We start from the raw sequence: 24,267 nt of genomic DNA, 5'->3' as shown, positions 1-24,267 counted from the left end.
GGGGGAGCGGCGAACCCCGGTAGCCCCCCCCCCCCGACCCCTCCCCGCAAGGGGGAGGGGAAGCCGTTCGTGAGTTTTCGAAGCGAGTCCGACGACGACATCTGCGGATCGGAATTTCAAAAGGACAATGCATGTCGATTTTTTCGGAGGCGCTGACGCGCTGGCTGCCGATGCATCTGCGCGCGCCAGGCAACATGGGCGGTGCGACTGGCGCTTTCGGCCGGCTCCGCGAAGCGGCGTCGGAAGGTGGCACGAAAAGTTCAGATACGTTTCGAGGTGCGGCTGCGCCTTCCGGCCGGCTCCCCGGAGGGGAGTCGGAAGGCGCAAACATAAGAGAAGCAAAAGCCACCGCGACGGGTCCGCTCATTGCCTATCACAATCTCGGCGAGCCGGTGTGGGCGCCGCGCGACTACTCCGCCTTCGCACGCGAAGGCTTCATGCAGAATGCCATCGTCTATCGCTGCGTGCGCATGATAGCGGAGGCCGCCGCCTCGATCCCCTTGCTTCTCTACGAGGGCACGACGGAGATCGAGGATCATCCGCTGATCGGGCTGCTCCGGCGGCCGAGCCTCGATCACACCGGCACCGATTTCCTGGAAGCCTGGTACGGCTTCCTGCTGGTCTCGGGCAACGCCTACGTCGAAGCCGTTGCTCTCGATGGAGAGCTGCGCGAGCTGCACATCCTGCGCCCCGACCGCATGAAGGTGATCCCGGGCGTCGACGGCTGGCCAGAGGGTTACGAATACTCCGTCAGCGGACGGTCTGTGCGTTTCGCCGACGATGTTGTCGAGGGCGTGCGCCCGATCCTGCACTTGAAGCTCTTTCATCCCGTCAATGATCACTACGGCATGAGCCCGATCGAGGCGGCGGCAACCGCGATCGATATTCACAACACGGCAGCGGGCTGGAACAAGGCGCTGCTCGACAACTCCGCGCGGCCGTCCGGCGCTCTCGTTTATGCCGCGTCGAACGGTCAGATGACGGACGATCAGTTCACGCGCCTGAAAAGCGAGCTTGAAACGAACTTCCAGGGCGCGCGCGCCGCCGGACGTCCATTGCTGCTCGAAGGCGGTCTCGACTGGAAGCCGTTGTCGCTGTCGCCGAAGGACATGGACTTCATCGAGGCGAAGAACGCCGCCGCGCGCGAGATCGCGCTGGCGATCGGTGTGCCACCGATGCTGCTCGGCATTCCGGGCGACAATACGTACTCGAACTATCAGGAGGCACAGCGCGCCTTTTGGCGCCAAACGGTTCTGCCACTGGTGAACCGCACGGCTCGGGCGCTGGCGAACTGGCTGGCGCCTGGGTTTGAGAGACACTCGGCGTTCGGAGCCAGGGATGAGTCTTTGTTTGTGCCTCGCGACTCCGCTTCGCGGAGCCGACCGCGAGGCACGGGCTTGTTTCTAGAGTTGAGGCCAGATCTCGACCAGATCGAAGCGCTGGCCCCCGAACGCGACGCGCTGTGGAAACGTCTCGAAGCCGTATCGTTCCTCACTACCGACGAGAAACGGGCTGCGGCGGGATATGATGCGCAGGGCGGCAGCGCGGGCGGATTAAAGGACAACCCGTATCACGACGAGATTGGTCGCTTCACAAACGCAGACGGCGCCACAGCATCAAACGACGCCCAAACGCGTGTGGCACAGGCGCGTCGACCTTCGTCGACTGTCAGAATTGGCGGACAACAGGTTGAAGCGACGCCGGCTGAGATCATGCGTTTGTCGAACGCGACCAGTGCAGCGAACGCTTCAACGGCACGTGTACGAGAAATAGACCCGAACTGGCGCCCGTCGCCGCAGGTCTATGAAACGGTCGAAGGCGCAATATCAGCCCGCGAAGCCGAAGCGCGTCAGGCCGAGGCGCGGTTTCAGGAACTTCGCAGAGATGCGATACCTAATACAAGCGCTGGCTGGGGTGTAAATAGACTGACCAAAGAACTGTATGATCGAGGATTTCGATTGGTTGGGCCGACACGGGCACCCGGTTTGCAATACAGAAATCCTGAAACAGAAGAGCGCGTGCGTATTATGGAGAGCCCCTCTTACAGATACAGGACCGACTCAGATCAAAAACATAATAATGATTTCTATTACCGATATCGAGCAGGTCCGGGAAAAACTGAAGGCAGTCACATCACCATTCCCAATAAACCGCAGAAAGACTGAACTATGATCGACAGTGAAGAGATGAAAAAAAGAATACTCTCGGTTCTTGAGGAAGCTGGCAACGATGATGCCAATCCTTTGCTCAATACCGTAATAGATCCGACAGGCGATCCGCTAGAGCCGGAGATCTTTGAAATGTCTCTGCGCGAACTCTTTTCAGAGGGATTGATCGAGATGGGGATGGTGAGTATTCCGCGCGGTAGAGAAGCACTCACGAGCGAAGAAGGTTTGACCGAAATCGGGAAGTTATCCGCACACTATAAGTTCGATGCCCGCGAAGGCATTTGGTTGGATTCGAGATACGGCGGACCACCCTATAGTCAAATTCCGCAGCCTGAAGTGGTTCTGACGGATGCAGGAACAAAAAAAAGTTTTGAGATCGTGAACCAGTTTGGCAACGACTGGTGGCGACCAAAGCTCTAAGCCCTCGGCTCAGAATGCGACGCGCTGTGGAAACGCCACTCTTTTGATTGCGCCGAGCGACTCTCCTCCGTCGAGCCGGCCGCTCGGCGCGTAAAGAGCCGCGAGCTTCGTCACCACCGACGAGAAAATGAATGAATTTCAGTACCCGGATCAATCGCTTTCGCATCGCGATCCTTAGAATGATGTCAAGCGAACCGCTGCATCGAGATACGGGCAAGACTCTGAGCGAGGTGATCGCTCAGCATCCCATCGAACTCGCCTACGACGCACACGCCCTGATGCATATCGTTCCGGTGGGTCGGGTTTGTTTCGGCCTCAAAGGCGATGCTCTCACCGATTACGTTCGCCGCTCTGTCCGCGCGATGCTCGAATCTGGCGGCGTCCCTGTCACGCACGTTGCGGGCAATGGCTATGATTATACCTATGAGCCGAAATACGGATCGACGATCGACGAGATCACTGAGGGCGTCGTCAAGGAGTGGCTTGCGCTTCCCGATGATCCGCTTGTGCTCGCCGGTGAGGGTGCATGGTTCGCAAGGCCCGATCCCAAGTTTCCGAAATGGGTAAAGACGGACTAGCTCAACCAAATCGAAGCGCTGGCTCCCGAACGCGACGCGCTGGGAAAATCTAGGTCGCCAGTTAGGCGAAACTCATAACTTCAGTTCGCAAACCGACGGAGCGCACATGCACGCGACCGAACACTTTCTGCTGCCCGCTTCGCTGGCGAAACGCAGCCGCGCCTTGCCGTTCGAGGCGAAGTCGCTCGACGACGGCGTGTTCGAGGGCTACGCGAGCCTCTTCAATCGCGAGGATCTCGGGCACGACGTCATTGCGCCGGGTGCGTTTCGCGAAAGTCTCGCGAGCCGCGGTGCCGCGCGCATCAAGATGCTGTTTCAGCACGATCCTGCCGAGCCAATCGGCGTCTGGGATGAAATCCGCGAGGATACGCGCGGTCTCTACGTACGCGGACGATTGATGACTGCTGTCGCGAAAGCGCGGGAGGTCTTGGCGCTCATGCGCGCCGGTGCGCTCGACGGGCTGTCGATCGGTTTCAAGACGGTCAAGGCACGGCGCGATGCGGCGAGTGGCGTGCGGCGTCTGGAAAAGATCGATCTTTGGGAAATATCCGTCGTCACGTTTCCGATGCTGCCTGGCGCGCGCGTGCAAAGCGTAAAGACGCGGCCGTTTGCGACGGCGGCTCCGACGATGAGAGACTTCGAGCGTTGGCTTACGCGTGATGCTGGGCTGACGCGAACGGAAGCGCAGGCGGTTCTCCGCTCGGGCTTTCATGGACTGAAGGCCCTGCGGGATGCGCGCCGCTCAGTCGACGACGATGCCATGCTCGCTTCGCGGTTTCGCGAAGCCGCGCGGCTGATGCAGGTGACTTAACTCTCGCTCCCCGCATGTGGGGACGGCGGTCGGAAGAGGACAGCAACACGTGAACGTGCCGCTGCCCCTCACCCTGACCCTCTCCCCATTCAAGTGCAGCGAATGGGGAGAGGGGATTTCAAACTCACACAGGATATCACATGACCGATACGACTTCCCTCGAAACGAAGGGGGCGGGCGGGGAAACCGCGCGCGCCTTCGAAGAATTCCTCGAAGCCTTCGAAGCCTTCAAGGAATCCAACGATCAACGTCTCGCAGAGATCGAGCAGCGCGGCGCGTCCGATGCGCTCGTCGCCGAGAAGCTTGCGCGGATCGAGGAGACGCTCGACACGACGAAGCGCGTCGCCGACAACCTGGCGCTGAAGTCGGCACGTCCGCATCTGGCCGGAAGCCGCGCAACGCCGGCATCCGAACTTGCGCACAAAGCTGCGTTCGACGGCTACGTTCGCCGCGGCGACGCTTCACGCATCGCGCGGATTGAGGAGAAGGCGCTGTCGGCGGGTTCCGCGCCCGACGGTGGTTATCTCGTCCCGGCCGAAACGGAAGCTGCCGTCAATCGCGCGTTGAAAGCGATCTCGCCGATGCGCGCGATCTCCGGGCTGCGTCAGGTCTCGGGCTCTGTTTACAACCGGCCGTTCGCAACAACCGGCGTCGGCACTGGCTGGGTCGCGGAAACCGCCTCACGCACGCAAACTACGACGCCGACGCTTGCCAACCTGCAGTTCCCGACGATGGAGCTTTATGCGATGCCCGCCGCATCGCAGTCTCTGCTCGACGACACGATCGTCAACATCGACGAGTGGCTGGCGGAAGAAGTGCGCATCGCCTTCGCCGAGCAGGAAGGCACGGCTTTCGTCACGGGCGACGGCACGAACAAGCCGAAAGGCTTCCTCGCCTACGACACCGTCGCCAACGCATCGTGGGTGTGGGGCAAGCTCGGGTTTGTCGCGACGGGCGCAGCGGGGGCGTTCCCTGCGGTTGCTCCGGGCGACAAGCTGCTCGATCTCATCTACGCGACGAAGGCGCCGTATCGCGCCAACGGCACATTCGTCATGAGCCGTTCGACGGTTGCGGCGGTGCGCAAGCTGAAAGACGGCGACGGCAATTATCTCTGGCAGCCGGCGAACGCTCCTGGCGAATGGCCGTCGCTGATGGGCTATCCCGTCGCCGAAAGCGAGGACATGCCCGCCATCGATAGCAATTCGCTGTCGATCGCGTTCGGTGATTTCTCGCGCGGTTATCTGATCGTCGATCGCGCCGGCATTCGCGTGCTACGCGATCCCTACAGCGCCAAGCCGTACGTGCTCTTCTATACGACGAAGCGTGTCGGCGGCGGCGTGCAGGACTTCGACGCGATCAAGCTCCTGAAGTTCGCAGAGTAAGCGTCGCTCGTCATCCTCGGCCGAGCGCATGCGACGGCCGGAGATCCAGCGCAGGACATGTCGAAGACGCAATATCCTGCCTTCGGCGCTTCTCATGCTGGATCCCCGAACGTCCTCGCAGGCTCAGCCGTTCAAGGATGACGTCCATCCCAATTCCTCGCGGGTTCCCTCCCGCCTGCGCGGAATGTGTGCGGGGTCATCGCAAAACGGTGATCCCGCATTTTTGTTTGCACTCGGCGACGCGCGTTCCGCGATCCCCGCCTTCGCGGGGAGGCCGCCGAGTGCGTTTGCTGTTGCTCTGTTCGTGCAACAAGCCCGCCTGACGGCTGGCTCCGCGCAGCGGAGTCGTCAGGCGCAATCAACAAGGAAATGCAATGTCTCTCGTGATGACGAGCCCGCCGGCGGTTGAACCGGTGACGGTTGCTGACGCCAAGGCGCACATGCGCATCGATACCGATGCCGAAGACATCCTGATCGGCAGCCTCGTTCTGACGTCGCGGCTGCACATCGAGACGGCGCTGTCGCTGGCGCTCATCACGCAGTCATGGAAATTCACGCTCGATCGCTGGCCGAAGTCGCGCGAGATCGAGCTGCCACTGGCGCCGTTGCGCTCCGTCGGAGGCGTTCGCGTCATCGACGCGTCCGGGAATGCGACGACCGTTTCGGATCAGAGCTATCTCGTCGATCTCGCATCGCGGCCGCCGCGTCTCATCTGGAACAACAGCGTGCCGCCGCTGCCGGGAGGTGCCGTGAAGGGCATCGAGATCGATTTGACGGCGGGGTTTGGCGATAGCGCGGCGAGCGTTCCTGCGCCGCTGAAGCACGCCATTCTGATGCTGACCGCGCACTGGTACGAGCACCGCGATCCGCGTGAGATCGGGCAGGACGGTGCGCGCATTCCGGATGCCGTCAGCGACCTCATCACTCCGTTTCGGACGATCCGGTTATGAAAGCGCCAGTCAGAGCCGGTGATCTCCGGCATCGCATCGTCATCGAACGGCCGGAGCGGACGAGCGATGGCGCCGGGGGCTCGACGACGGAATGGACGTCCGTCACGGAAGTCTGGGCCGCGATCTGGTCGCGGAGCGCGGACGAAAATTTCACACTCGATCGCGTCGCGGGAACGGCGACGCACGACGTCTGGATTCGCCATCGCGCCGACGTCCGGCCCGAGATGCGCATCCGCCTCGGTGTTCGCATCTTCGACATTCTCGGTGTGATCGATGTCGAGGATCGGGGAGCGTGGTTGAAGTGTCCGGTAGAGGAGCGTGACTTATGAAAATGAGCGTCAGTATCGGTGGAATCGGGACGTCGGCGGCGCGCATGCGGGCCTTGGCGCTTGTGCGCGATCCGATCGCCAAGCGCGAGACGCAAGCTCAAGGCGAAAGGCGCGCAAGCTCCGGCAGTCAAAACGACGATCAGCATCAACACACGCGAGGCAAATGATGTCGAGTGCAGGCTTTGCGCTTCAGAAGGCGATCTTCGAGAAGCTCACGAGTGACGCGCCGACGCTAGCGGCGCTCGGCGGTCCGCGCGTTTACGATGACGCGCCGGCGCGCACGGAGTTTCCATTCGTGACGTTTGGGCAATCGTCCGAGCGCGATTGGTCCACGGGAAGCGATGAAGGTTACGAACATCTGGTGACGTTGCATGTCTGGTCGCGGGCGCGTGGCAGGCGCGAAGCAGAACAAGTGATCGCGGCTGCGCGGGCGGCATTGCACGATCAGGACCTGTCGCTTTCGGGGCATCGGCTGATCAATTTGCGACATGAGTTTTCGGAAGCTCGCCGCGACAGCGACGGCGAAACATTTCACGGCATCGCACGCTTTCGCGCCGTGACGGAAGTTGAGGCGGCGTAAGAAATATTGCGTCTTCGACAAGTCTTGCGCTGGATCCCCGAACGCACTCGCAAGCTCGTTGCGTTCGAGGATGACGGAAATTCGATCACCAAGCCCGTACCCGGCGAGCGGCTCGCGGAGCGCGAGTCTCGGCTTGGCACCTCAGTATCACCAAAGCCCGTGTCCGGTGTGCGGCTCGCGGAGCGGAGTCGCCGGACACAAAACAAAAGAGTCCCCCAACATGGCAGCACAAAAAGGCAAGGACCTTCTTCTGAAGGTCGATACAACCGGCGCAGGCGTTTACGTGACGGTCGCCGGGCTTCGCGCGCGCAGTCTTTCGATCAGCGCAGAGACGGTTGAAATCACCAACACCGAAAGCGCGGGGCAGTGGCGTGAGCTTCTGACCGGCGCGGGCGTGAAGTCGGCGCGGATTACCGGCTCGGGTGTGTTCAAGGACGGCGCGTCCGATGCGACGATCCGCGATTACGCATTCAACGGTACGATCCGCGACTGGCAGATCATCATTCCGGATTTCGGAACGATCCAGGGTGCGTTTCAGATCACGGCGCTGGAATTCAGCGGGCGTCACGATGCTGAAGTGACGTTCGACATTTCGCTCGAAAGCGCGGGCGCGCTGACGTTCGCGGCGGCGTAGCGTCCTCGTCATCCTCGAATGCAACGAGCTTGCTAGTGCGTTCGGGGATCCAGCACAAAACTTGTCGAAGATGCAGTATCGAGCCTTCGGCATTTTTTCGCTGGATCCCCGGCTTTCGGTGGCGCTCGGCCGAGCTGACGAATGAAATGGAAGAACGACCATGGCCAATAGACATCGCGGTGAGATCGAGGCGCGACTGGATGGTGCGGCCGTCAAGCTCGTGCTGACGCTCGGTGCGCTTGCGGAACTCGAAGACGCGTTCGGTCAGAGCGATATGCTCGCGCTCGCGGCGCGCTTTGAGACGGGTCGTCTCTCGGCGCGCGATTGTGTGCGTGTCATCGCGGCGGGGCTCAGAGGCGCGGGACACAGCGCGAGCGATGCCGATGTCGCGGCGATGAAGTGCGAGGGCGGCGCGGCAGGTTACGTCGACATCGTCGCGCGTCTGCTGACAGCGACGTTCGGCGGCGGAGACGCCGAGGTGCAAAGCAAAGCAGCGGAGGCGAGCGGGGAAGCGCGCGACCCTTTCGTTGGGACCTCGTGATGGAAACGGGACTGGGTATGCTCGGACTTGCACCTGCCGTCTTCTGGTCCCTGACGCCACGCGAACTGCAGGCCATCCTGCGCGGCAAATTCGGAGTTTCGAGCGAAGGTGCAGCGCCGACGCGCGTGCAGCTCGATGCCTTGATGCGGCAATACCCAGACAGGGAGGCATGAAACGATGCCGTTGACCGACGAGCAACAGCTCGAGACGTGGAACGTCAAAATTATCGCCGATACGAGCGAGCTTGAGACGAGCCTGGCGACGACGAGCCGCCTTGGACAGCAATTCTCAAGCCGGCTTGCGTCGGCGTTTGGCGATATTGCCATCAAAGGCAAGAACGTCGGCGATGTCTTCAAGTCGCTGGCGCTGAACATTTCCAATCTCGCATTGAAGGCGGCGTTACAGCCGCTGACGACAGGGCTTGCCTCGATGTTTCAGGGCGTGGTCAGCGGTGCGATGCCGTTTGCGAAAGGCGGCGTCATTCAGAATGGCACGCCGGTTCCGTTTGCGAGCGGCGGCGTCATCGCGAGCCCAATCACATTTCCGCTTGCAGGTGGCGCCTCGGGTCTCGCCGGAGAAAAAGGTCCGGAAGCGATCATGCCGCTGACGCGCGGCCCGGATGGACGTCTTGGCATCGCCTCATCGGGCGGCGGCGGTCAGAACATCACGATCAATATTTCAACGCCGGACGCGGCGAGCTTCAACCGCTCGCAGACGCAGATTGCGGCGATGATTGCACGCGCCGCCGCGAATGGTCAGCGCAACCTCTAGAGAAGTGATCTCATGTCGTTTCATGACGTCAGATTTCCGACGGCGATCTCGCGCAATGCGCAGGGCGGGCCGGAACGGCGCACGGATGTCGTCGTGCTAGGCTCCGGATATGAAGAGCGCAATAGCCGATGGGCCGACAGCCGTCGCAGCTATAATGCGGGCTACGGCGTCAAGTCGCTCGACGATCTGCATCAGATCATCGCGTTCTTCGAGGAGCGGCGCGGCCGGCTGCACGCGTTTCGCTGGCGCGATCCGATGGATTGGAAATCGTGCGCGCCGAATGGGAGTGTGTCGGCGCTCGATCAGGGGCTCGGCGACGGCGACGGAACGAAGACTGCGTTTCAGCTGTGCAAAACGTATGGAACTGCGTTTGCGCCCTGGGCACGCGATATCAAAAAGCCGGTTGCGAATATGGTGCGCATCGCCGTCGCTGGTGTCGAGCGTGTGAGCGGGACCGATTTCGCAGTCGATCCATCCACCGGCGTCGTGACGTTTCTCGCAGGACACATCCCGGGTGCGGGACAAAGCGTGACGGCGGGATTCGAATTCGATGTGCCTGTGCGTTTCGATACCGACAAGCTGGAAATCAATCTCTCCGGGTTCACGTCGGGCGCCATTCCGAACATTCCGATCGTGGAGGTGCGTCTATGAAAGCGCTTTCTCCGGAGTTCACTGCGCACCTCGCGTCGGGAGCGACTACGCTCTGCTGGTGCTGGCGCATCGCGCGCCGCGACGGCGTCGTGATGGGGTTCACCGATCACGACAAGACGTTGACGTTCGACGGCACGACCTATGAGGCAGCGAGCGGCTTCACCGCAAGCGACATCAAGGATGGCCTTGGCCTCGCCGTCGACAACCTGGAAGTCTCCGGTGCGCTGTCGTCGGCGACGTTGACGGACGCCGATCTCGCGGCGGGGCGCTATGACGATGCGCGCGTCGAAATCCATCGCGTCAACTGGAGCGACACGAGTCAGCGCGTGCTGATGCGGTCGGGCAGCATCGGCGAAGTCCGTCGCAGCGGGACGAGCTTTGCGGCGGAGCTGCGCGGTCTTGCTCATTACCTACAGCAGCCGAAGGGCCGGCTTTTGCAGCTGACGTGCGACGCCGATCTCGGGGACGCACGCTGCAAGGTCGATCTCTCGTCGCCCGTCTATCGCGGAACGGGAACTGTTGTTTCGGCGACATCAGCACGGCGCTTCACAGTGTCTGGGCTCGGGAGTTTCGCAAGCGGCTTTTTCGCGCGCGGGCTTTTGACGTTTACATCGGGCGCGTCGGACGGATTGAAGTTCGAAGTCAAATCGCATGCGAAGCTCGCAGGCGCCGACGCCATCGAATTGTGGACGGACGCCGAGGGCATCCCGGCTGTGAGCGATCACTTTAGCGTCACCGCCGGATGCGATAAGCGCGTCGAGACGTGCAAAGCGCGCTTTGCGAACGTGATCAATTTTCGTGGCTTTCCGTCGATGCCGGGCAACAAATTCCTGACGCAGGTCGGACGCCGGAGCTGATCGATGCAACCAAGAGCGACGCGCGCAGGCATCGTCGAAGCGGCGCGCCTGTGGATCGGCACCCCTTATCATCATCAGGCGAGCGTTCGTGGTGTCGGAACGGATTGCCTCGGCCTCGTGCGCGGTGTCTGGCGCGATGTCTATGGGTCGGATGCGGAAATGCCGCCCGCCTACAGTCGCGATTGGGCGGAAGCGGGCGGCGAGGAAACGATGCTTGCCGCCGCGTCGCGGCATCTCGAAAGAATTGAACCGTCGGAACTCGCGCCGGGCGATGTCGTCGTGTTTCGGCTGCGTGCAGGCGTCGTTGCGAAGCATGCGGCGATCGTCGCCAGCGCTTTGACGATGATCCACGCGATGGAAGGCGCGCCGGTCTGCGAGGTGTCGTTCTCGCACTGGTGGCGACGGCGCGTGGCCGGCGCGTTCCGGTTTCCAGATTTGAACGAAGGATGTTGAGATATGGCGACGCTTGCCCTGGCCGCTGTCGGAGCTGCGGTCGGCAGCAGCGTGCTTCCCGCTGGCGTGGGCTTCCTCGGCGTGGCGCTGTCCGGCGCGACGATTGGATCGCAGGTCGGCGCGTTCGCGGGAGCTTATGTCGATGCAGCCTTGTTCGGAGCTTCCGGACAGGGCCGCGCCGTCGAAGGCCCGCGCCTCAGCGATCTTCGCGTTACGGCGTCGACAGAGGGTTCGCCGCTGCCGCGCATTTATGGACGCGCGCGTGTCGGCGGCCAGATCATCTGGGCGAGCGATCTCGAAGAGGAGATCGTCAAGACGACAGAGTCGGCGGGCAGCGGCAAAGGCGGCACGGGCGGCGGGGCAACCCTGACGCAATATCGCTATTATGCGAATTTCGCGGTGGCGCTCGGTGAGGGCGTCGTGACGCGCATCGGGCGCATCTGGGCCGACGAGCAGGAACTCGATCTGTCACGCACATCATTTCGTTTGCACACCGGCACAGAGACGCAAGAGCCGGACAGTCTCATCGCTGCGCGTGACGGAACTGCGAACGCGCCAGCGTATCGCGGTGTCGCCTACATTGTCTTTGAGCGTTTGCCACTTGCGGAATTCGGCAATCGCGTGCCGCAGCTTTCGTTCGAAGTGTTCCGCAGCATTTCGAGCGCGGAGAAGGAAGTTCGCGGAGTCGTGATGATTCCGGGCTCCGGCGAGTTCGTCTACGCCACGGAGCCGGTGCACCAGACGTTCGACGACGGCATCTCGCAATCGGAAAACGTCCACCAGTTGATTGGTCCGACCGACTGGCAGGTTGCGGTCGATCAGCTCGAAGCATCGTTGCCCAACGCAAAGTCCGTGTCGCTGATCGTCAGCTGGTTCGGGACCGATTTGCGCGCTGGAAGCTGCACGGTCGAGCCCGGCGTCGAGACGCGGCATAAAAAGACATCGCCGCTGAACTGGTCTGTCGCGGGGCGAAACCGAAACAACGCACATCTGATCAGCTCGCGCGGCGGCAATGCAGCCTATGGCGGTACGCCCTCCGATCAAACCGTGATTGCGGCTATCGCTGATCTCAAGGCGCGCGGACTGAGCGTGACGCTTACTCCGTTTATTCTGATGGACGTTGCGGAGGGCAATACGCTCGCCAATCCTTACGGCGGCAGCAGTCAGCCCGTTTATCCCTGGCGTGGACGCATCACATGTCATCCGGCGCCTGGCGTTTCAGGCACGCCGGACAAGACCGCAACAGCTGCGAGTCAGATCGCGTCGTTTGTCGGGACGGCATCGCGCTCGGACTTCTCGGTGTCGGAGAGCACAGTTCATTACTCAGGACCGGACGAGTGGTCGTATCGGCGCATGGTTCTGCACCAAGCGTATCTCGCGAAAGCTGCGGGTGGCGTCGACGCGTTCGTCATCGGGACGGAGCTGCGCGGCCTGACGCACGTGCGCTCGAGCGCGAACGCTTATCCGTTCGTCAGCGCGCTGATCGCGCTCGCTGCCGACGTCAAGGCGATCCTCGGCGAAGCGACGAAGGTTCTTTATGCCGCCGACTGGTCGGAATACTTCGGGCATCAGCCGGGCGACGGAACGGGCGACGTCTATTTCCATCTCGATCCGTTGTGGGCGTCGACGAATATCGATGCGATCGGCGTCGACGTCTATTGGCCGCTCGCCGATTGGCGCGACGGACGCGATCATCTCGATGCCATCGCAGGCGCGACGTCAATTTATGATGGCGCGTACTTGCGATCGAATGTGGCGGGCGGAGAGGGCTTCGACTGGTATTATGCGTCGGCAGCCGACCGCGACGCGCAGGTTCGTACGCCGATCACCGATGGCGCGGGGAGGCCTTGGGTGTTCCGTTACAAGGACATCCGCTCCTGGTGGAGCAATGCGCACTACAATCGTCCGGGCGGCGTCGAAAGTGCGACGGCGACGGCGTGGGTGCCGCAGTCGAAGCCGTTCTGGTTCATGGAGGTCGGCTGTCCGGCCGTCGATAAGGGTGCGAACCAGCCGAACGTGTTCGTCGATCCGAAAAGCTCGGAGTCGACGCTGCCCTATTATTCGCGCGGCATTCGCGACGACTTCATGCAGACGCGTTTTCTCGAAGCCCTGCGCGACGCATTCGACTGGACCAAGAATGGTTATATTCCGGACCTCAATCCGGTGTCGGAACTCACCGGCGCGCGCATGGTCGATCTCAGCCGCATGCATGTCTATTGCTGGGACGCGCGGCCGTATCCTGCGTTTCCCTATGCGACGACGTATTGGGGCGACGGTGGAAACTGGATGCTCGGCCATTGGCTCAATGGACGGCTGGGCAGCGCGTCGCTCAGCGACCTCGTCGCGCAAATTATGAAGGACAATGACTTCGCGGATTTCGATGCGTCAGGTTTGACAGGAACGGTGCCGGGCTACGTGCTCGACGATACGATGTCGGTGCGCGATGCGTTGCAGCCGCTGAGCCTTGCGTATTTTTTCGACAGCATCGAAAGCGGAGGCAAAATCGTCTTTCGCCATCGCGGGCGCGCGTCGCCCGAGATGACGCTGACGGCGGACGGACTTGTCGAAGAGAGGGCGGGCGATCCCCTTTACGAAGTGACGCGCGCTCAGGAAACCGATCTGCCTGCGAGCGCGAAAGTGCGATACATTTCGAGCGCCGACGTTTATCAGCAAGCGGTCGCGGAGGCGCGACGGCTGACGGGCGCCAGCGGGCGTGTCGCCGAAGCGGATATGCCGATCGTTCTTGACGATGGCCTTGCGGGATCGCTCGTCGAGAGCTGGCTTTACGAGACGTGGGCGGCACGCGAACGCGCGTCGTTTAGTCTGCCGCCTTCGACGCTTGCGCTCGAACCGGGCGATGTCGTTTCCCTCGATATCGCCGGGCGCAATCGCTTGTTGCGCCTCACTGATGTCACGGAGCGCGGCGTTCGCGAGATCGCGGCGCTCAGCATCGACCCTGACGTATACGATCAGATCGACGTGCCATCGCGGACAGCGACCGAACCAGCGCCCGTGCAAGTTGGAGCGCCGGCCGTCATGCTGATGGATTTGCCGTCGTGGACAATGTCCGCCGATGCGCAGTCCGGGTTCGTGGCGGCGATGCAAAAGCCGTGGCCGGGCAGCGTCGCGCTTTACGTCTCGCCGCAGACGACCGCGTATCAGTTGCGCGCGCTCGCGAGTGCGCCGGCGACTTTGGGGGCGACGCTCGATCCGCTGTTCAGTGGTCCGGAAGGGCTAATCGACAATCGGGCACGGGTGCGTGTGCGATTGCCATACGGCACGCTCGCGTCGGCGGATCTGTTGGCGACGCTCGCAGGAGCCAACCTCGCGGCTGTGCGGAACGAGGCGGGCGATTGGGAGATCATCCAGTTTCTCGATGCAACGCTCGTTGATGCGCAGACTTATGAACTAAGCCGGTTGTTGCGCGGGCAGTTCGGCACCGAGGGTGCGATGAGCGATGTGCTCGCTGTGGGTGCGCCATTCGTTCTGCTCGATGGCGCCGTGAGCCGCGTTCCGCTGCAGGACAGCGATTTCAAGCTGGCGCTCAACTGGCGGTATGGTCCTGGTAATCGCGACATCGGAGACGCATCCTACGCGACGTCGTCGTTCGCGTATCAAGGACTTGGCCGACGGCCGTTGTCGCCTGCGCACATCAAGGGCGTGCGTGGGTCCGGCGATCTCAACATCTCGTGGATACGCCGTACGCGGACGGGTGGCGACAACTGGGAGCTTCCCGAGGTGCCGCTCGGAGAAGACGGCGAAACGTATGAGGTCGATATTCTCGACGGCGAGACGGTCAAGCGCACGATCTCCGTGGCGGTGGCGAATGCCGTCTACACAAGCGCCGAACAGATCGCCGACTTCGGCAGCTTGCAGCCGGCAGTTTCGGTGAGGGTCTATCAGACGAACATGCTGTTCGGTCGCGGGGCTCCGCGTGCGGCGGTGGTGTGACGTTGTCGCGACGTTATCGCGATTGATCGTAGAGATCCGCCTGGCTCTTCACCCCACCCCCGACCCCTCCCCGTCAAGGGGAGGGGAGAAGTGAAGCAATGTCGTTGCGTCTCAATCTGGCTCTCTCCCTGTCGAAGGAAGGGAGGCGTGAGGCACATTCGTTGCTCTGTTCATCTCCGCCCTTGCAAGGAGAAGAGTACACGCAATCTGCGCGCTTAATTCCCCTCCTCCTTGCGGGGAGGGGTTGGAGTGGCGGTGATGGATTGAGCGTGATGCAGAGGCGATGACGCAATATTCGCGGGGCTAGCACGATCGCGCTTCGCCCTGGTCTCCAACACGTTGAGCGTGCGCTCAAACTTTCCGGCAACATTGTCTCAGAGGCAAAACATGGATCAGCCGCCGTGGCTTCAAGCCGCGTGGGCCGAATTCGGCGTGCGCGAAATTCCAGGCAAGGAGGATGCGCCCGAAATCCTGCGCTATTTCCGGGATGCTGGTGATACGAACGTTGAAACGGAAGCGACGCCGTGGTGCGCCGCATTTCTCGGCGCCATGCTGAAGCGTGCCGGTTATGCGGGGACGGGATCGCTGCTCGCACGGTCGTATCTCGATTGGGGCGACCGGCTCGATGATGCGCGCTTCGGTGCGGTTGCTGTGCTGTCGCGCGGCGACGATCCGAACGCCGGTCACGTCGGATTCCTGCTCAGTGATACGAACGGCAAGCTCTATCTGCTCGGCGGCAATCAGGGCGATGCGGTGACGGTCGCGAGCTTCGACAAGGCGCGGCTTCTTGGGCTTCGATGGCCGAAAGAAAACGTCGAGTCCGCGAGCAAGGGCGACGACGCGATCTTTTCGAGAGCGCTCGCGCACGTGATCGAGATGGAGGGCGGATTTTCGAATGATCCCTATGATCCTGGAGGGCCGACCAATCGCGGGATCACGCTCGAGGTCTATGCGAAATTCAGGAAAGAAACCGTCGACGACGGAACGCGGGCGCGCCTGATCGCGGAGCTGAAGCGCATCCCCGACGCGACCGTCACCGCAATTTACCGGCAACGGTACTTTGATCCGGCGTCGTGTCCGGTTTTCACCGCGCCGCTGGCACTGATGCATTTCGATGCCGCGGTGAACCACGGTGTCGGCGCCGCGATCCGGATGCTGCAAGGCGTCGCCGGCGTCACGGTCGATGGTGAAATCGGTCCCGAGACGCTGGCGGCGATCGGCGCCAAAAGCCTCGCCGATCTGCTCGACGATTATGCCGAGACACGGCGCACACGCTACCGCGCGCTCCCGCATTTCTGGCGCTTCGGGCGCGGCTGGCTGAAGCGGGTCGACGCAACGCTGGCGCTGGCGCGCACGTGTGCGGCGGCCGATGCCACGAACCGGGGGCTGCTCGAGCCCCACCAAATCGGAAAAGGAGAAAGCAAGATGGGTGAAAAGTCCAAGACAGGAATTTCAAGCGGCGACGACAGCAAATGGTGGCTGAGCTCGAAGACGATGTGGGGTACGCTGATTACTGCGGCCGCGACCGTCATTCCGGTTCTCGGTCCGGCCGTCGGTATTGTTCTACCGGCGGATCTGATCACGAGCTTCGGCGATCAGGTGATGACCGCCGCCCAGGCGCTCGCGGGGCTCTTCGGGACGGCGTTGGCCATTTACGGACGCCTCAAGGCCGACACGCCGCTCGCCCTGCGGAAAAATTAACGGTACGGGCCGTCACGTCGTCGCGGTTCATGACGTTCATGGACCGTTCAACGAGATACCTTTAAATGCGGTCGAACGTCGGGAAGACATGCGTATGACCGGATTTATGGGTGCAGTGGCGGTGACGGCTGCGGCGGCGATGGCGCTGCCCGGCGGCGTGCGCGCGGAAGACTGCCTGACCGACTGGGGCATGGCCGGGCAGATCGTCCGACGGGAAAATCTCATAACCGTCCAGGAAGTCTCGCAGTCGCTCGCCGCCGACGGGATCGGCGAACTGGTAAAAACCACGCTGTGCCGCTCCCCCGACGGATATTTCTATCGCATTGTCGTCCGCGGACCGACGGGACAACTCCGAACCACCATCATCACTGCGAAAGTCCGGTGAAGAGTAGCGGTTGCCGGGGTAGCGAATTTGCTCCAACACCCCTACAACTTGCGGATTCGGGATTGAGGGGAGTGGATCAGCGTGCGCGCGCTCGTCGTTGAGGATGATAAGGATCTCAATCGCCAGCTGGCGGCGGCGCTCGCGGATGCGGGATTTGCCGTCGATACCGCGGCCGATGGGGAAGAAGGCTACTTTCTCGGCGATACCGAACCCTACGATGTCGTGATTTTGGATATCGGCCTGCCGAAGATCGACGGCATTTCAATTCTCGAACAATGGCGCCGCAGCGACCGCAAAATGCCGGTCATCCTGCTGACCGCCCGCGATCGCTGGAGCGACAAGGTCACCGGCATGGATGCGGGGGCCGACGACTACCTCGCCAAGCCCTTCCATATGGAAGAACTGCTCGCGCGCGTCCGGGCGCAGATCCGGCGCGCCTCGGGCCACGTCAAATCCGAAATCGAATGCGGGCCGATCCGTCTCGATACCAAGTCGGCGCGGGTGACGTGCGATGGTCTTCCCGTCAAGTTGACGTCGCACGAATTCCGCCTTCTCGCTTATCTGATGCATCACAACGGCCGCGTCGTCTCGCGGACGGAACTGGTCGAGCATCTTTACGACCAGGACTTCGACCGGGATTCGAACACCATCGAGGTCTTCATCGGCCGCTTGCGAAAAAAAATCCCGGGCGACGTCATTCAGACCGTCCGTGGTCTCGGCTATCGCATGAGCCAAGGACCCGATGAGGCTTAACTCGCTCGCGTTGCGGCTGTTCGCGACCTCGGCGGCCTGGACGCTGCTGGCGCTGCCTCTTGCGGGTTACATCATCTATTCGCTGTATCGCGATGACGTGCAGCTGAGCTTCGACGCGCAGCTGAGGAAACTGCTGACGCAGATCACCGTCGACAGCATGGGCACGAGCGGCGATGTTCCCGTCATTCCTCCGAACCTTTACGAGCCGCTGTTCGAGGTGACGCAGTCCGGCTGGTACTGGCAGATCCGTCCGATCGACGGCGCGCCAGGGCGGACGCTGGTTTCTCCCTCGCTCGCGACCGCCGTGCTTCCCTCTCCCTATGAGCGCAGATTCCCGACCGACACGTCCGGCACGCGCTGGATGAATGTTCCGGGGCCGACGAACTCCACTATCCGCATTCTCGAATTCATCGATTCTCCGGGGCATGACCCTGAGAATACGAAATACTCGATCATTGTCGCGGGCCCTCTCGATTGGTTCGAAGCGACGGTGAAGAAATTCCGCACCCGTCTGACGAGCGCGCTGGCGCTGGTCGGCATCGGGCTTCTGGCGGCGACGGTGTTTCAGGTTCGCTTCGGGCTTTTGCCGTTGCGCCGTATCGAGCGTGGCCTGGCGAGCATCCGGTCCGGCGAGGTTGAACGTCTCGAGGGTCAGCTTCCGGCCGAGATCGAACCGCTGCAGACCGAACTCAACGCGCTCATCGATTCCAATCAGGACATCATTGAACGTGCCCGCACTCAGGTCGGCAATCTGGCACACGCGCTGAAGACGCCGCTTGCGGTGATCACAAACGAGGCGCGCGATGATCGCTCGAAGCTTGGCGATAAAGTCGCCGAGCAGGCGCAATTGATGCGCGATCAGATCAGCCATTATCTCGACCGGGCACGGATGGCTGCGCGGGCAGGCGCCATCGGCCGTGTTACGCCGGTCGACGCCACGGTCGAGCCGCTGGTGCGCGCGATCGAACGTATTCACGGCGAAAAAGGCATCGCGATTTCCTTCTCCGTGCAGCCCGGCGCGCAGTTCCAGGGTGAGAAGCAGGATCTCGAGGAGATGCTCGGCAATCTGCTCGATAATGCCTGCAAGTGGGGCAAAGCCCACGCCTATCTGGCGGCGACCGTCGATGCTCCGGCGAGTGCGCCTCGGCGGAAGCGGCTCAGAATCACGATCGAGGATGACGGACCCGGTCTTTCGGCCGAACAACGCGCCAAGATCGGCAAGCGCGGCCTGCGCCTCGATGAGACCAAGCCCGGCTCGGGACTCGGACTGTCGATCGTCAGCGATCTTGCCACTTCATACCGGGGGAGCCTGGCGTTGGACGCCTCCGAGCATGGGGGCCTCAAAGCCGTTCTCGAGCTTCCGGCGGCCTAAAAGGCAGTTGTTCCGCTATTTGTGCTCGGTTTGTGTGTTGCCGGGCGGCATCATCGACAAGTGTCGTTTGTTCGCCCGAATTGTGGTGGATTTCTGCCTTGTCGCGCGCACAATATCGGTCTAGCCAACATAAGGGACACGCGCCGGATCGGGTCGCCCCATCGGGCATGGCGCGAGGGAAAACGGGAACGAGGTTCGCCATGCGCGTCGTGCGCTTTTCGATTCCGCTGATGGCGGTCGCCATGCTGGCCGGGTGCAGCAATGGCCAGGGCGGCATAGATAATCAGAATACGGGGCTCGTTCTCGGCAGCGTCGCCGGGGGGCTCGTCGGCAATCAGTTCGGCAAGGGTAGCGGTAACGTCGCCGCGACCGTTGCTGGCGCCGTCGTCGGCGGTATCGTCGGCAGCCAGATCGGCAAGAATCTCGACGAACGCGACCGGCGTCTTGCCGAGGAAGCGGAATTTGATGCGCTCGAGCGCGGACAGTCTGGCGTTTCGCGCCAGTGGCGTGATCCCGACACCGGCCATTACGGCGAGGTCGTTCCGAGCCGTCCGTACAAGCGCGGTGTCGCCGACTGCCGCGACTACACGCATACCGTTTATGTCGACGGACGGCCGCAACAGATGCGCGGCACGGCCTGCCGGAGTCAGGATGGGACGTGGCAGGGCGTTGGCTGATGACGCCGCGTGCGCTGCAGAAGTGCGCTGTGGCCACCATCGGGGTTAAGTCAAATCCGCGACAGAAGCGCTGAAACGGGCAGTGCTGGCTTGCCTGCCCGCCGCCGCGATCCTATTCCGTTTCTAAAGTCGAGGAACGCGCGGCGATGGTTTTCTGGATCCTAGTGGCCTGTCTTGTGGCGGTGGTGACTCTTGTCATCACGCGACCGCTGCTCAGAGCTTCGCCGAAAACGGTCGAGGACCCGGACGCCGTCACGGCTGCCGCCGATATTGCGGTCTACAAGGATCAGCTCAAGGAAGTCGCAGCCGATGAGGCAAGCGGCACTCTCGCATCGGAAGAAGCGGAAAGTGCCCGTTCCGAAATCGCGCGGCGCCTGCTTCGCTCGACCGCTGATAAGGACCGGGCGGATACGACTGAGCTTCCGAAGCGGGCGAGCTTTGCGGCCTACGCGTCGATCCTGACGTCAATTGCGCTGCCGATCGTCAGCCTCGGGCTTTATCTCGCCTACGGAGCGCCGGGAATGCCGGGCGATCCGCTGAGCACGCGTCTTGCGCAACGAGAGAACTCCAACAATCCGAACGATCTCGTCGCCAAGGTCGAGGAGCGGCTTCGCGCGCACCCCGAGGACGGTACGGGCTGGGGCGTGATCGCGCCGGTCTATTACGCGATGGGTCGCTATGCCGACGCGGCGAACGCCTACGCCAACGCAATCCGCATCGTCGGCGAATCCCCGGACCGGCTGCAAGGTTTCGCGAACGCGAGAATTCGGCTCGAGAACGGCGTCATTCCGGAAGACGCGCGCAAGACGCTCGAACGTCTGCTGGTGATTGCTCCTGAGAGAAAAGAACCTCGTATCTGGCTGGCGCTCGCAAAGGAGCAGGACGGCAAGCTGGCGGAAGCTGCCGCCGACTATCGCAAGCTGATCGAGGAGGCGCCGACGGATGCGCCCTGGCGGCAAATGCTTGAAGCGCGTCTCGCCAATCTGACGCCCGCGGACGGCAAGCCGCCTTCGGTGCTCGTGCTGCCGAAGAAAGACGCGGGCGACACGTCGCTGCCGCGGCCTCCGGAGGGATCGCCGTCGGCGATCATGTCGATGACACCAGAGCAGCGCCAAGCCTTCATCACGCAAATGGTCGATGGGCTGGCGGCGCGCCTCAAAACCGACGGTACGGACGCGACAGGATGGCTGAAGCTCATTCGCGCCTATCAGGTTCTCGGTCGACAGGACGATGCGGTGAAGGCTCTGTCGGATGCGCGAGCCAATCTCAAAAACGACCAGGTCGGTTTGGCGCGCGTCGATGATCTTGCGCGCGAACTCGGGCTCGGAGGCTGAAGCCCGATGGAAGCGGATATCGAATGACACGGAAACAAAAGCGCGGCGTTCTGATCGGTGGCGGCGTCGCGACGCTCGCGGTCGCGCTGATCCTCGTGCTGTTTGCGCTGAAGGATAGCGTCGTCTTCTTTCATACGCCGAGTGACATCGCCGAAAAAGGCGTACCCAGCGGCCAGCGTATCAGGCTCGGCGGTCTCGTTGAGAACGGTTCGGTCGTGCGCGAGGGAACGACGATCAAATTCAAGGTGACAGACACCTTGAAGGAAATTCCCGTGACATTCACCGGCGTTCTGCCCGATCTGTTCCGGGAAGGACAAGGCGTCGTCGCTGAGGGCGTGCTCGATGGCCACGGTGACTTCAAGGCCGACAGCGTGCTCGCCAAGCACGACGAGAATTACATGCCGCGAGACGTTGCGAAGGCCCTGGAAGAAAGGGGCGTGAAACTTGGTTCCGGCGCGCATCCCTCGGGTGCCAAAACCGAGACGCCTTAAGGAGGCCATGCCATGATCATCGAATTCGGACACTTCGCATTGATCTTGGCGCTGCTCGTCGCCGTGGTCCAGGTCGTTCTGCCGATGGCCGGCGCGTCTCTCAAGGACGAGCGCATGATGCGCGTCGCCGAGCCTGCTGCCGTTTCGCAGTTCATTCTGCTTGCGATCGCGTTCGTCGCATTGATGCACGCTTATGTGACGTCGGACTTCTCGGTCGCGAACGTCGCGGAGAACTCGCATTCGACGAAGCCACTGCTCTACAAGTTGGCTGGCGTCTGGGGCAATCACGAAGGCTCGATGCTGTTGTGGGTGCTGATCCTGGCCCTGTTCGGCGCTGCCGTCGCGCTGTTCGGCACGAACCTTCCGCCGAGTTTGCGCGCACGCGTTCTTTCTGTGCAGGCATCGATCGCCGTTGCGTTTCTGCTGTTCTCGATCCTGACGTCGAACCCGTTTCTGCGTCTCGTTCCGGCGCCATCCGACGGGCGCGGATTGAATCCGATCCTGCAAGACCCCGCGTTGGCGTTTCATCCGCCGTTTCTCTACACCGGCTACGTCGGCTTCTCGATCGCGTTTTCGTTTGCCATTGCCGCGCTGATCGAAGGACGCATCGACGCCGCCTGGGCGCGCTGGGTCAGGCCGTGGACGCTCGCCGCGTGGATGTTTCTGACGATCGGCATTTCGATGGGGTCGTGGTGGGCGTACTACGAACTCGGTTGGGGCGGCTGGTGGTTCTGGGACCCGGTCGAGAACGCGTCCTTCATGCCCTGGCTCGCCGGAACCGCGCTGCTGCATTCCGCGCTCGTGATGGAAAAGCGTGAAGCACTGAAAGTATGGACGGTGCTGCTCGCGATCCTGACGTTCTCGCTGTCGCTGATGGGGACGTTCATCGTGCGCTCCGGCGTGCTGACGTCGGTGCATTCGTTCGCGGTCGATCCGGCGCGCGGCGTGTTCATCCTCGCCATCCTGATTTTCTTCACCGGCGGAGGGCTCGCCTTGTTTGCGCTGCGTGCGAGCGAGATGCAGACCGGCGGCGTCTTCCAGCCGATCAGTCGCGAGGGTAGCCTCGTTCTGAACAACCTGCTCCTTGTCACCGCGACCGCGACTGTTCTCGTCGGCACGCTTTACCCGATGGCGCTCGAAGGTCTGACGGGTGAGAAAATCTCGGTCGGTCCGCCGTTCTTCAATTCGACGTTCGGGCCGCTGATGATCCCGCTGCTGCTGGCGCTTCCGTTCGGTCCGATGCTTGCGTGGAAGCGCGGCGATCTCGCAGGCGTCATGCAGCGTCTGGCTTTCGCCGTGCTGGCCGCGATCGTCGTTATTGTCGCCACCTATGCAGTGGGCCATCGTGGCCCGTGGCTGGCGCCGTTCGGCATCGGTCTCGGCGTTTATGTGATGATGGGAGCGCTCGCGGAATGGGCGAGCCGCATCAAGCTTGCTCAGGCTCCGGTTTCGGAAAGTTTCCGACGCGCTCGTAACCTCCCGCGCTCCGCCTACGGAACGCTGCTTGCGCATTTCGGCGTCGGCATGCTTGTCGTCGGCATTATCGCGACGAGCGCCTATCGCGAAGAACACATCCTCGTCATGAAGCCCGGCCAGACACTCTCAGTGGCGGGCTATGACGTGACGTTCGCAGGCTTTGAAAGCGGACGTGGGCCGAACTATCGCGAAGACTTCGCCGACTTCGATGTCACGCGCAGCGGCACATCGATCGGACGTTTGCGTCCGTCGAAGCGGCTCTACGATGCGCCGCCGCAGCCGACGACGGAAGCCGGCATCCACGCGTCCTGGCGCGGCGACCTCTATCTCGTCATCGGCGATTCACAGCCGGATGGAGGCTATGCGGTGCGCGCGTACTTCAATCCGCTGGTACGCTTCATCTGGCTCGGCACGCTGATTATGTTCCTCGGCGGCGGCATTTCGCTTTCCGACCGGCGGCTGCGGATCGGCGTTCCGGCGGGTCGCGGACGGCGAGCGATCGCCGTTCCTGCGGAGTAACGCGCGATGCGGCGGCTATTTGCGATTGCGATTTTTGTGATGGCGATAATCGCCAACGCTGCGGGCGTGCTGGCCGTTCAGCCCGGTGAAATGCTCTCCGATCCCGCATTGGAAAAGCGTGCGCGAACGATTTCGTCCGAGTTGCGCTGCCTTGTCTGCCAGAATGAATCGATCGATGACAGCGATGCTCCGCTCGCAGCGGATTTGCGTCGTCTCGTGCGCGAACGCCTCGTAGCTCACGACAGCGATGCGCAAGTCATCGATTACGTCGTCGCTCGCTACGGCGAATTCGTGCTGTTGCGGCCGCGCTTTCAGTTATCGACGCTGCTGCTCTGGTTGACGCCCATTCTGGTGTTCATCGCGGGGCTGACGTTGGCGGCGCGGGCCGCGGCGAGACCGAAGGCTGCTCCAAGTGCCGCGCTTTCGGAAGACGAGAAAGCCAAGCTCTCGAAAATCCTTTCCGGCGATCAGAGCTAGCGCGCG

Annotated in this window: 25 protein-coding genes; all 25 read left to right on the top strand. The window is 62.2% G+C overall.

Annotated features, from left to right (window positions below; all coding sequences use genetic code 11):
• Positions 1-131: 131 nt before the first annotated feature.
• The 25 genes from HYPGJ_RS08230 (at position 132) to HYPGJ_RS08110 (ending at position 24,261) form a co-directional block, all read left to right on the top strand.
• A complete protein-coding gene (locus HYPGJ_RS08230; protein WP_046846656.1) occupies positions 132-2,165 on the top strand; it encodes a phage portal protein in 2,034 nt (677 codons plus the stop codon).
• Between the two features lie 3 nt (positions 2,166-2,168).
• Positions 2,169-2,588: a hypothetical protein gene (locus HYPGJ_RS08225; protein ID WP_046846655.1), complete on the top strand. Its 420-nt coding sequence runs from the start codon at positions 2,169-2,171 to the stop codon at positions 2,586-2,588.
• A gap of 131 nt (positions 2,589-2,719) precedes the next feature.
• Positions 2,720-3,166: a hypothetical protein gene (locus HYPGJ_RS08220; protein ID WP_143440505.1), complete on the top strand. Its 447-nt coding sequence runs from the start codon at positions 2,720-2,722 to the stop codon at positions 3,164-3,166.
• A 106-nt stretch (positions 3,167-3,272) separates the two neighbouring features.
• On the top strand, positions 3,273-3,977 hold the full coding sequence (locus HYPGJ_RS08215) for an HK97 family phage prohead protease (RefSeq protein WP_052750834.1): 705 nt from the start codon (positions 3,273-3,275) through the stop codon (positions 3,975-3,977).
• Between the two features lie 140 nt (positions 3,978-4,117).
• Complete coding sequence (locus HYPGJ_RS08210) at positions 4,118-5,359, top strand: phage major capsid protein (protein ID WP_046846653.1); 1,242 nt, start codon at positions 4,118-4,120, stop codon at positions 5,357-5,359.
• 374 nt (positions 5,360-5,733) lie between these two features.
• Positions 5,734-6,309: a head-tail connector protein gene (locus HYPGJ_RS08205; RefSeq protein ID WP_046846652.1), complete on the top strand. Its 576-nt coding sequence runs from the start codon at positions 5,734-5,736 to the stop codon at positions 6,307-6,309.
• On the top strand, positions 6,306-6,638 hold the full coding sequence (locus tag HYPGJ_RS08200) for a phage head closure protein (RefSeq protein WP_046846651.1): 333 nt from the start codon (positions 6,306-6,308) through the stop codon (positions 6,636-6,638). The genes HYPGJ_RS08205 and HYPGJ_RS08200 overlap by 4 nt, the downstream gene beginning before the upstream one ends.
• 166 nt (positions 6,639-6,804) lie before the next feature.
• On the top strand, positions 6,805-7,218 hold the full coding sequence (locus HYPGJ_RS08190; RefSeq protein ID WP_046846817.1) for a DUF3168 domain-containing protein: 414 nt from the start codon (positions 6,805-6,807) through the stop codon (positions 7,216-7,218).
• A gap of 220 nt (positions 7,219-7,438) precedes the next feature.
• Complete coding sequence (locus tag HYPGJ_RS08185; protein ID WP_046846649.1) at positions 7,439-7,852, top strand: phage major tail protein, TP901-1 family; 414 nt, start codon at positions 7,439-7,441, stop codon at positions 7,850-7,852.
• A gap of 160 nt (positions 7,853-8,012) precedes the next feature.
• Positions 8,013-8,393: a gene transfer agent family protein gene (locus tag HYPGJ_RS08180; RefSeq protein WP_046846648.1), complete on the top strand. Its 381-nt coding sequence runs from the start codon at positions 8,013-8,015 to the stop codon at positions 8,391-8,393.
• Positions 8,393-8,566, top strand: coding sequence for a phage tail assembly chaperone (locus tag HYPGJ_RS18745; RefSeq protein ID WP_083984063.1), 174 nt, complete (start codon positions 8,393-8,395; stop codon positions 8,564-8,566). The genes HYPGJ_RS08180 and HYPGJ_RS18745 overlap by 1 nt, the downstream gene beginning before the upstream one ends.
• 4 nt (positions 8,567-8,570) lie before the next feature.
• The gene (locus tag HYPGJ_RS08175) at positions 8,571-9,164 is read left to right on the top strand and encodes a phage tail tape measure protein (protein ID WP_046846647.1); all 594 of its coding nucleotides are present in this window, start codon (positions 8,571-8,573) and stop codon (positions 9,162-9,164) included.
• Positions 9,165-9,176: 12 nt separating this feature from the next.
• Complete coding sequence (locus HYPGJ_RS08170; RefSeq protein WP_046846646.1) at positions 9,177-9,815, top strand: DUF2460 domain-containing protein; 639 nt, start codon at positions 9,177-9,179, stop codon at positions 9,813-9,815.
• The gene (locus HYPGJ_RS08165) at positions 9,812-10,672 is read left to right on the top strand and encodes a DUF2163 domain-containing protein (RefSeq protein ID WP_046846645.1); all 861 of its coding nucleotides are present in this window, start codon (positions 9,812-9,814) and stop codon (positions 10,670-10,672) included. Before HYPGJ_RS08170 ends, HYPGJ_RS08165 begins: the two co-directional genes overlap by 4 nt.
• 3 nt (positions 10,673-10,675) lie before the next feature.
• The gene (locus HYPGJ_RS08160; RefSeq protein WP_046846644.1) at positions 10,676-11,125 is read left to right on the top strand and encodes an NlpC/P60 family protein; all 450 of its coding nucleotides are present in this window, start codon (positions 10,676-10,678) and stop codon (positions 11,123-11,125) included.
• A 3-nt stretch (positions 11,126-11,128) separates the two neighbouring features.
• A complete protein-coding gene (locus HYPGJ_RS08155) occupies positions 11,129-15,076 on the top strand; it encodes a glycoside hydrolase/phage tail family protein (protein ID WP_046846643.1) in 3,948 nt (1,315 codons plus the stop codon).
• Positions 15,077-15,463: 387 nt separating this feature from the next.
• Positions 15,464-16,777 (top strand): TIGR02594 family protein, encoded by a 1,314-nt coding sequence (locus tag HYPGJ_RS08150; protein ID WP_046846642.1) that lies wholly within the window; start codon positions 15,464-15,466, stop codon positions 16,775-16,777.
• Positions 16,778-16,871: 94 nt separating this feature from the next.
• Positions 16,872-17,162: a hypothetical protein gene (locus HYPGJ_RS08145; RefSeq protein ID WP_046846641.1), complete on the top strand. Its 291-nt coding sequence runs from the start codon at positions 16,872-16,874 to the stop codon at positions 17,160-17,162.
• Between the two features lie 81 nt (positions 17,163-17,243).
• Positions 17,244-17,915, top strand: coding sequence for a response regulator transcription factor (locus HYPGJ_RS08140; protein ID WP_013215155.1), 672 nt, complete (start codon positions 17,244-17,246; stop codon positions 17,913-17,915).
• A complete protein-coding gene (locus HYPGJ_RS08135) occupies positions 17,905-19,287 on the top strand; it encodes a sensor histidine kinase (protein ID WP_046846640.1) in 1,383 nt (460 codons plus the stop codon). Before HYPGJ_RS08140 ends, HYPGJ_RS08135 begins: the two co-directional genes overlap by 11 nt.
• 200 nt (positions 19,288-19,487) lie before the next feature.
• Positions 19,488-19,964: an RT0821/Lpp0805 family surface protein gene (locus HYPGJ_RS08130; protein WP_046846639.1), complete on the top strand. Its 477-nt coding sequence runs from the start codon at positions 19,488-19,490 to the stop codon at positions 19,962-19,964.
• 146 nt (positions 19,965-20,110) lie between these two features.
• Positions 20,111-21,298: a c-type cytochrome biogenesis protein CcmI gene (gene ccmI, locus HYPGJ_RS08125; protein ID WP_046846638.1), complete on the top strand. Its 1,188-nt coding sequence runs from the start codon at positions 20,111-20,113 to the stop codon at positions 21,296-21,298.
• Between the two features lie 23 nt (positions 21,299-21,321).
• Positions 21,322-21,789: a cytochrome c maturation protein CcmE gene (gene ccmE / locus HYPGJ_RS08120; protein WP_046846637.1), complete on the top strand. Its 468-nt coding sequence runs from the start codon at positions 21,322-21,324 to the stop codon at positions 21,787-21,789.
• Between the two features lie 12 nt (positions 21,790-21,801).
• Positions 21,802-23,784, top strand: coding sequence for a heme lyase CcmF/NrfE family subunit (locus tag HYPGJ_RS08115; protein ID WP_046846636.1), 1,983 nt, complete (start codon positions 21,802-21,804; stop codon positions 23,782-23,784).
• A 6-nt stretch (positions 23,785-23,790) separates the two neighbouring features.
• Positions 23,791-24,261 (top strand): cytochrome c-type biogenesis protein, encoded by a 471-nt coding sequence (locus HYPGJ_RS08110; RefSeq protein ID WP_046846635.1) that lies wholly within the window; start codon positions 23,791-23,793, stop codon positions 24,259-24,261.
• Positions 24,262-24,267 lie beyond the last annotated feature (6 nt).

Origin of the sequence: Hyphomicrobium sp. GJ21 (genome assembly GCF_001006785.1) — a bacterium.
Taxonomy (GTDB): Bacteria; Pseudomonadota; Alphaproteobacteria; order Rhizobiales; family Hyphomicrobiaceae; genus Hyphomicrobium_B.
Note: the sequence above shows the minus strand (reverse complement) of the source record. Positions and strands in the feature narration are given on the sequence as shown.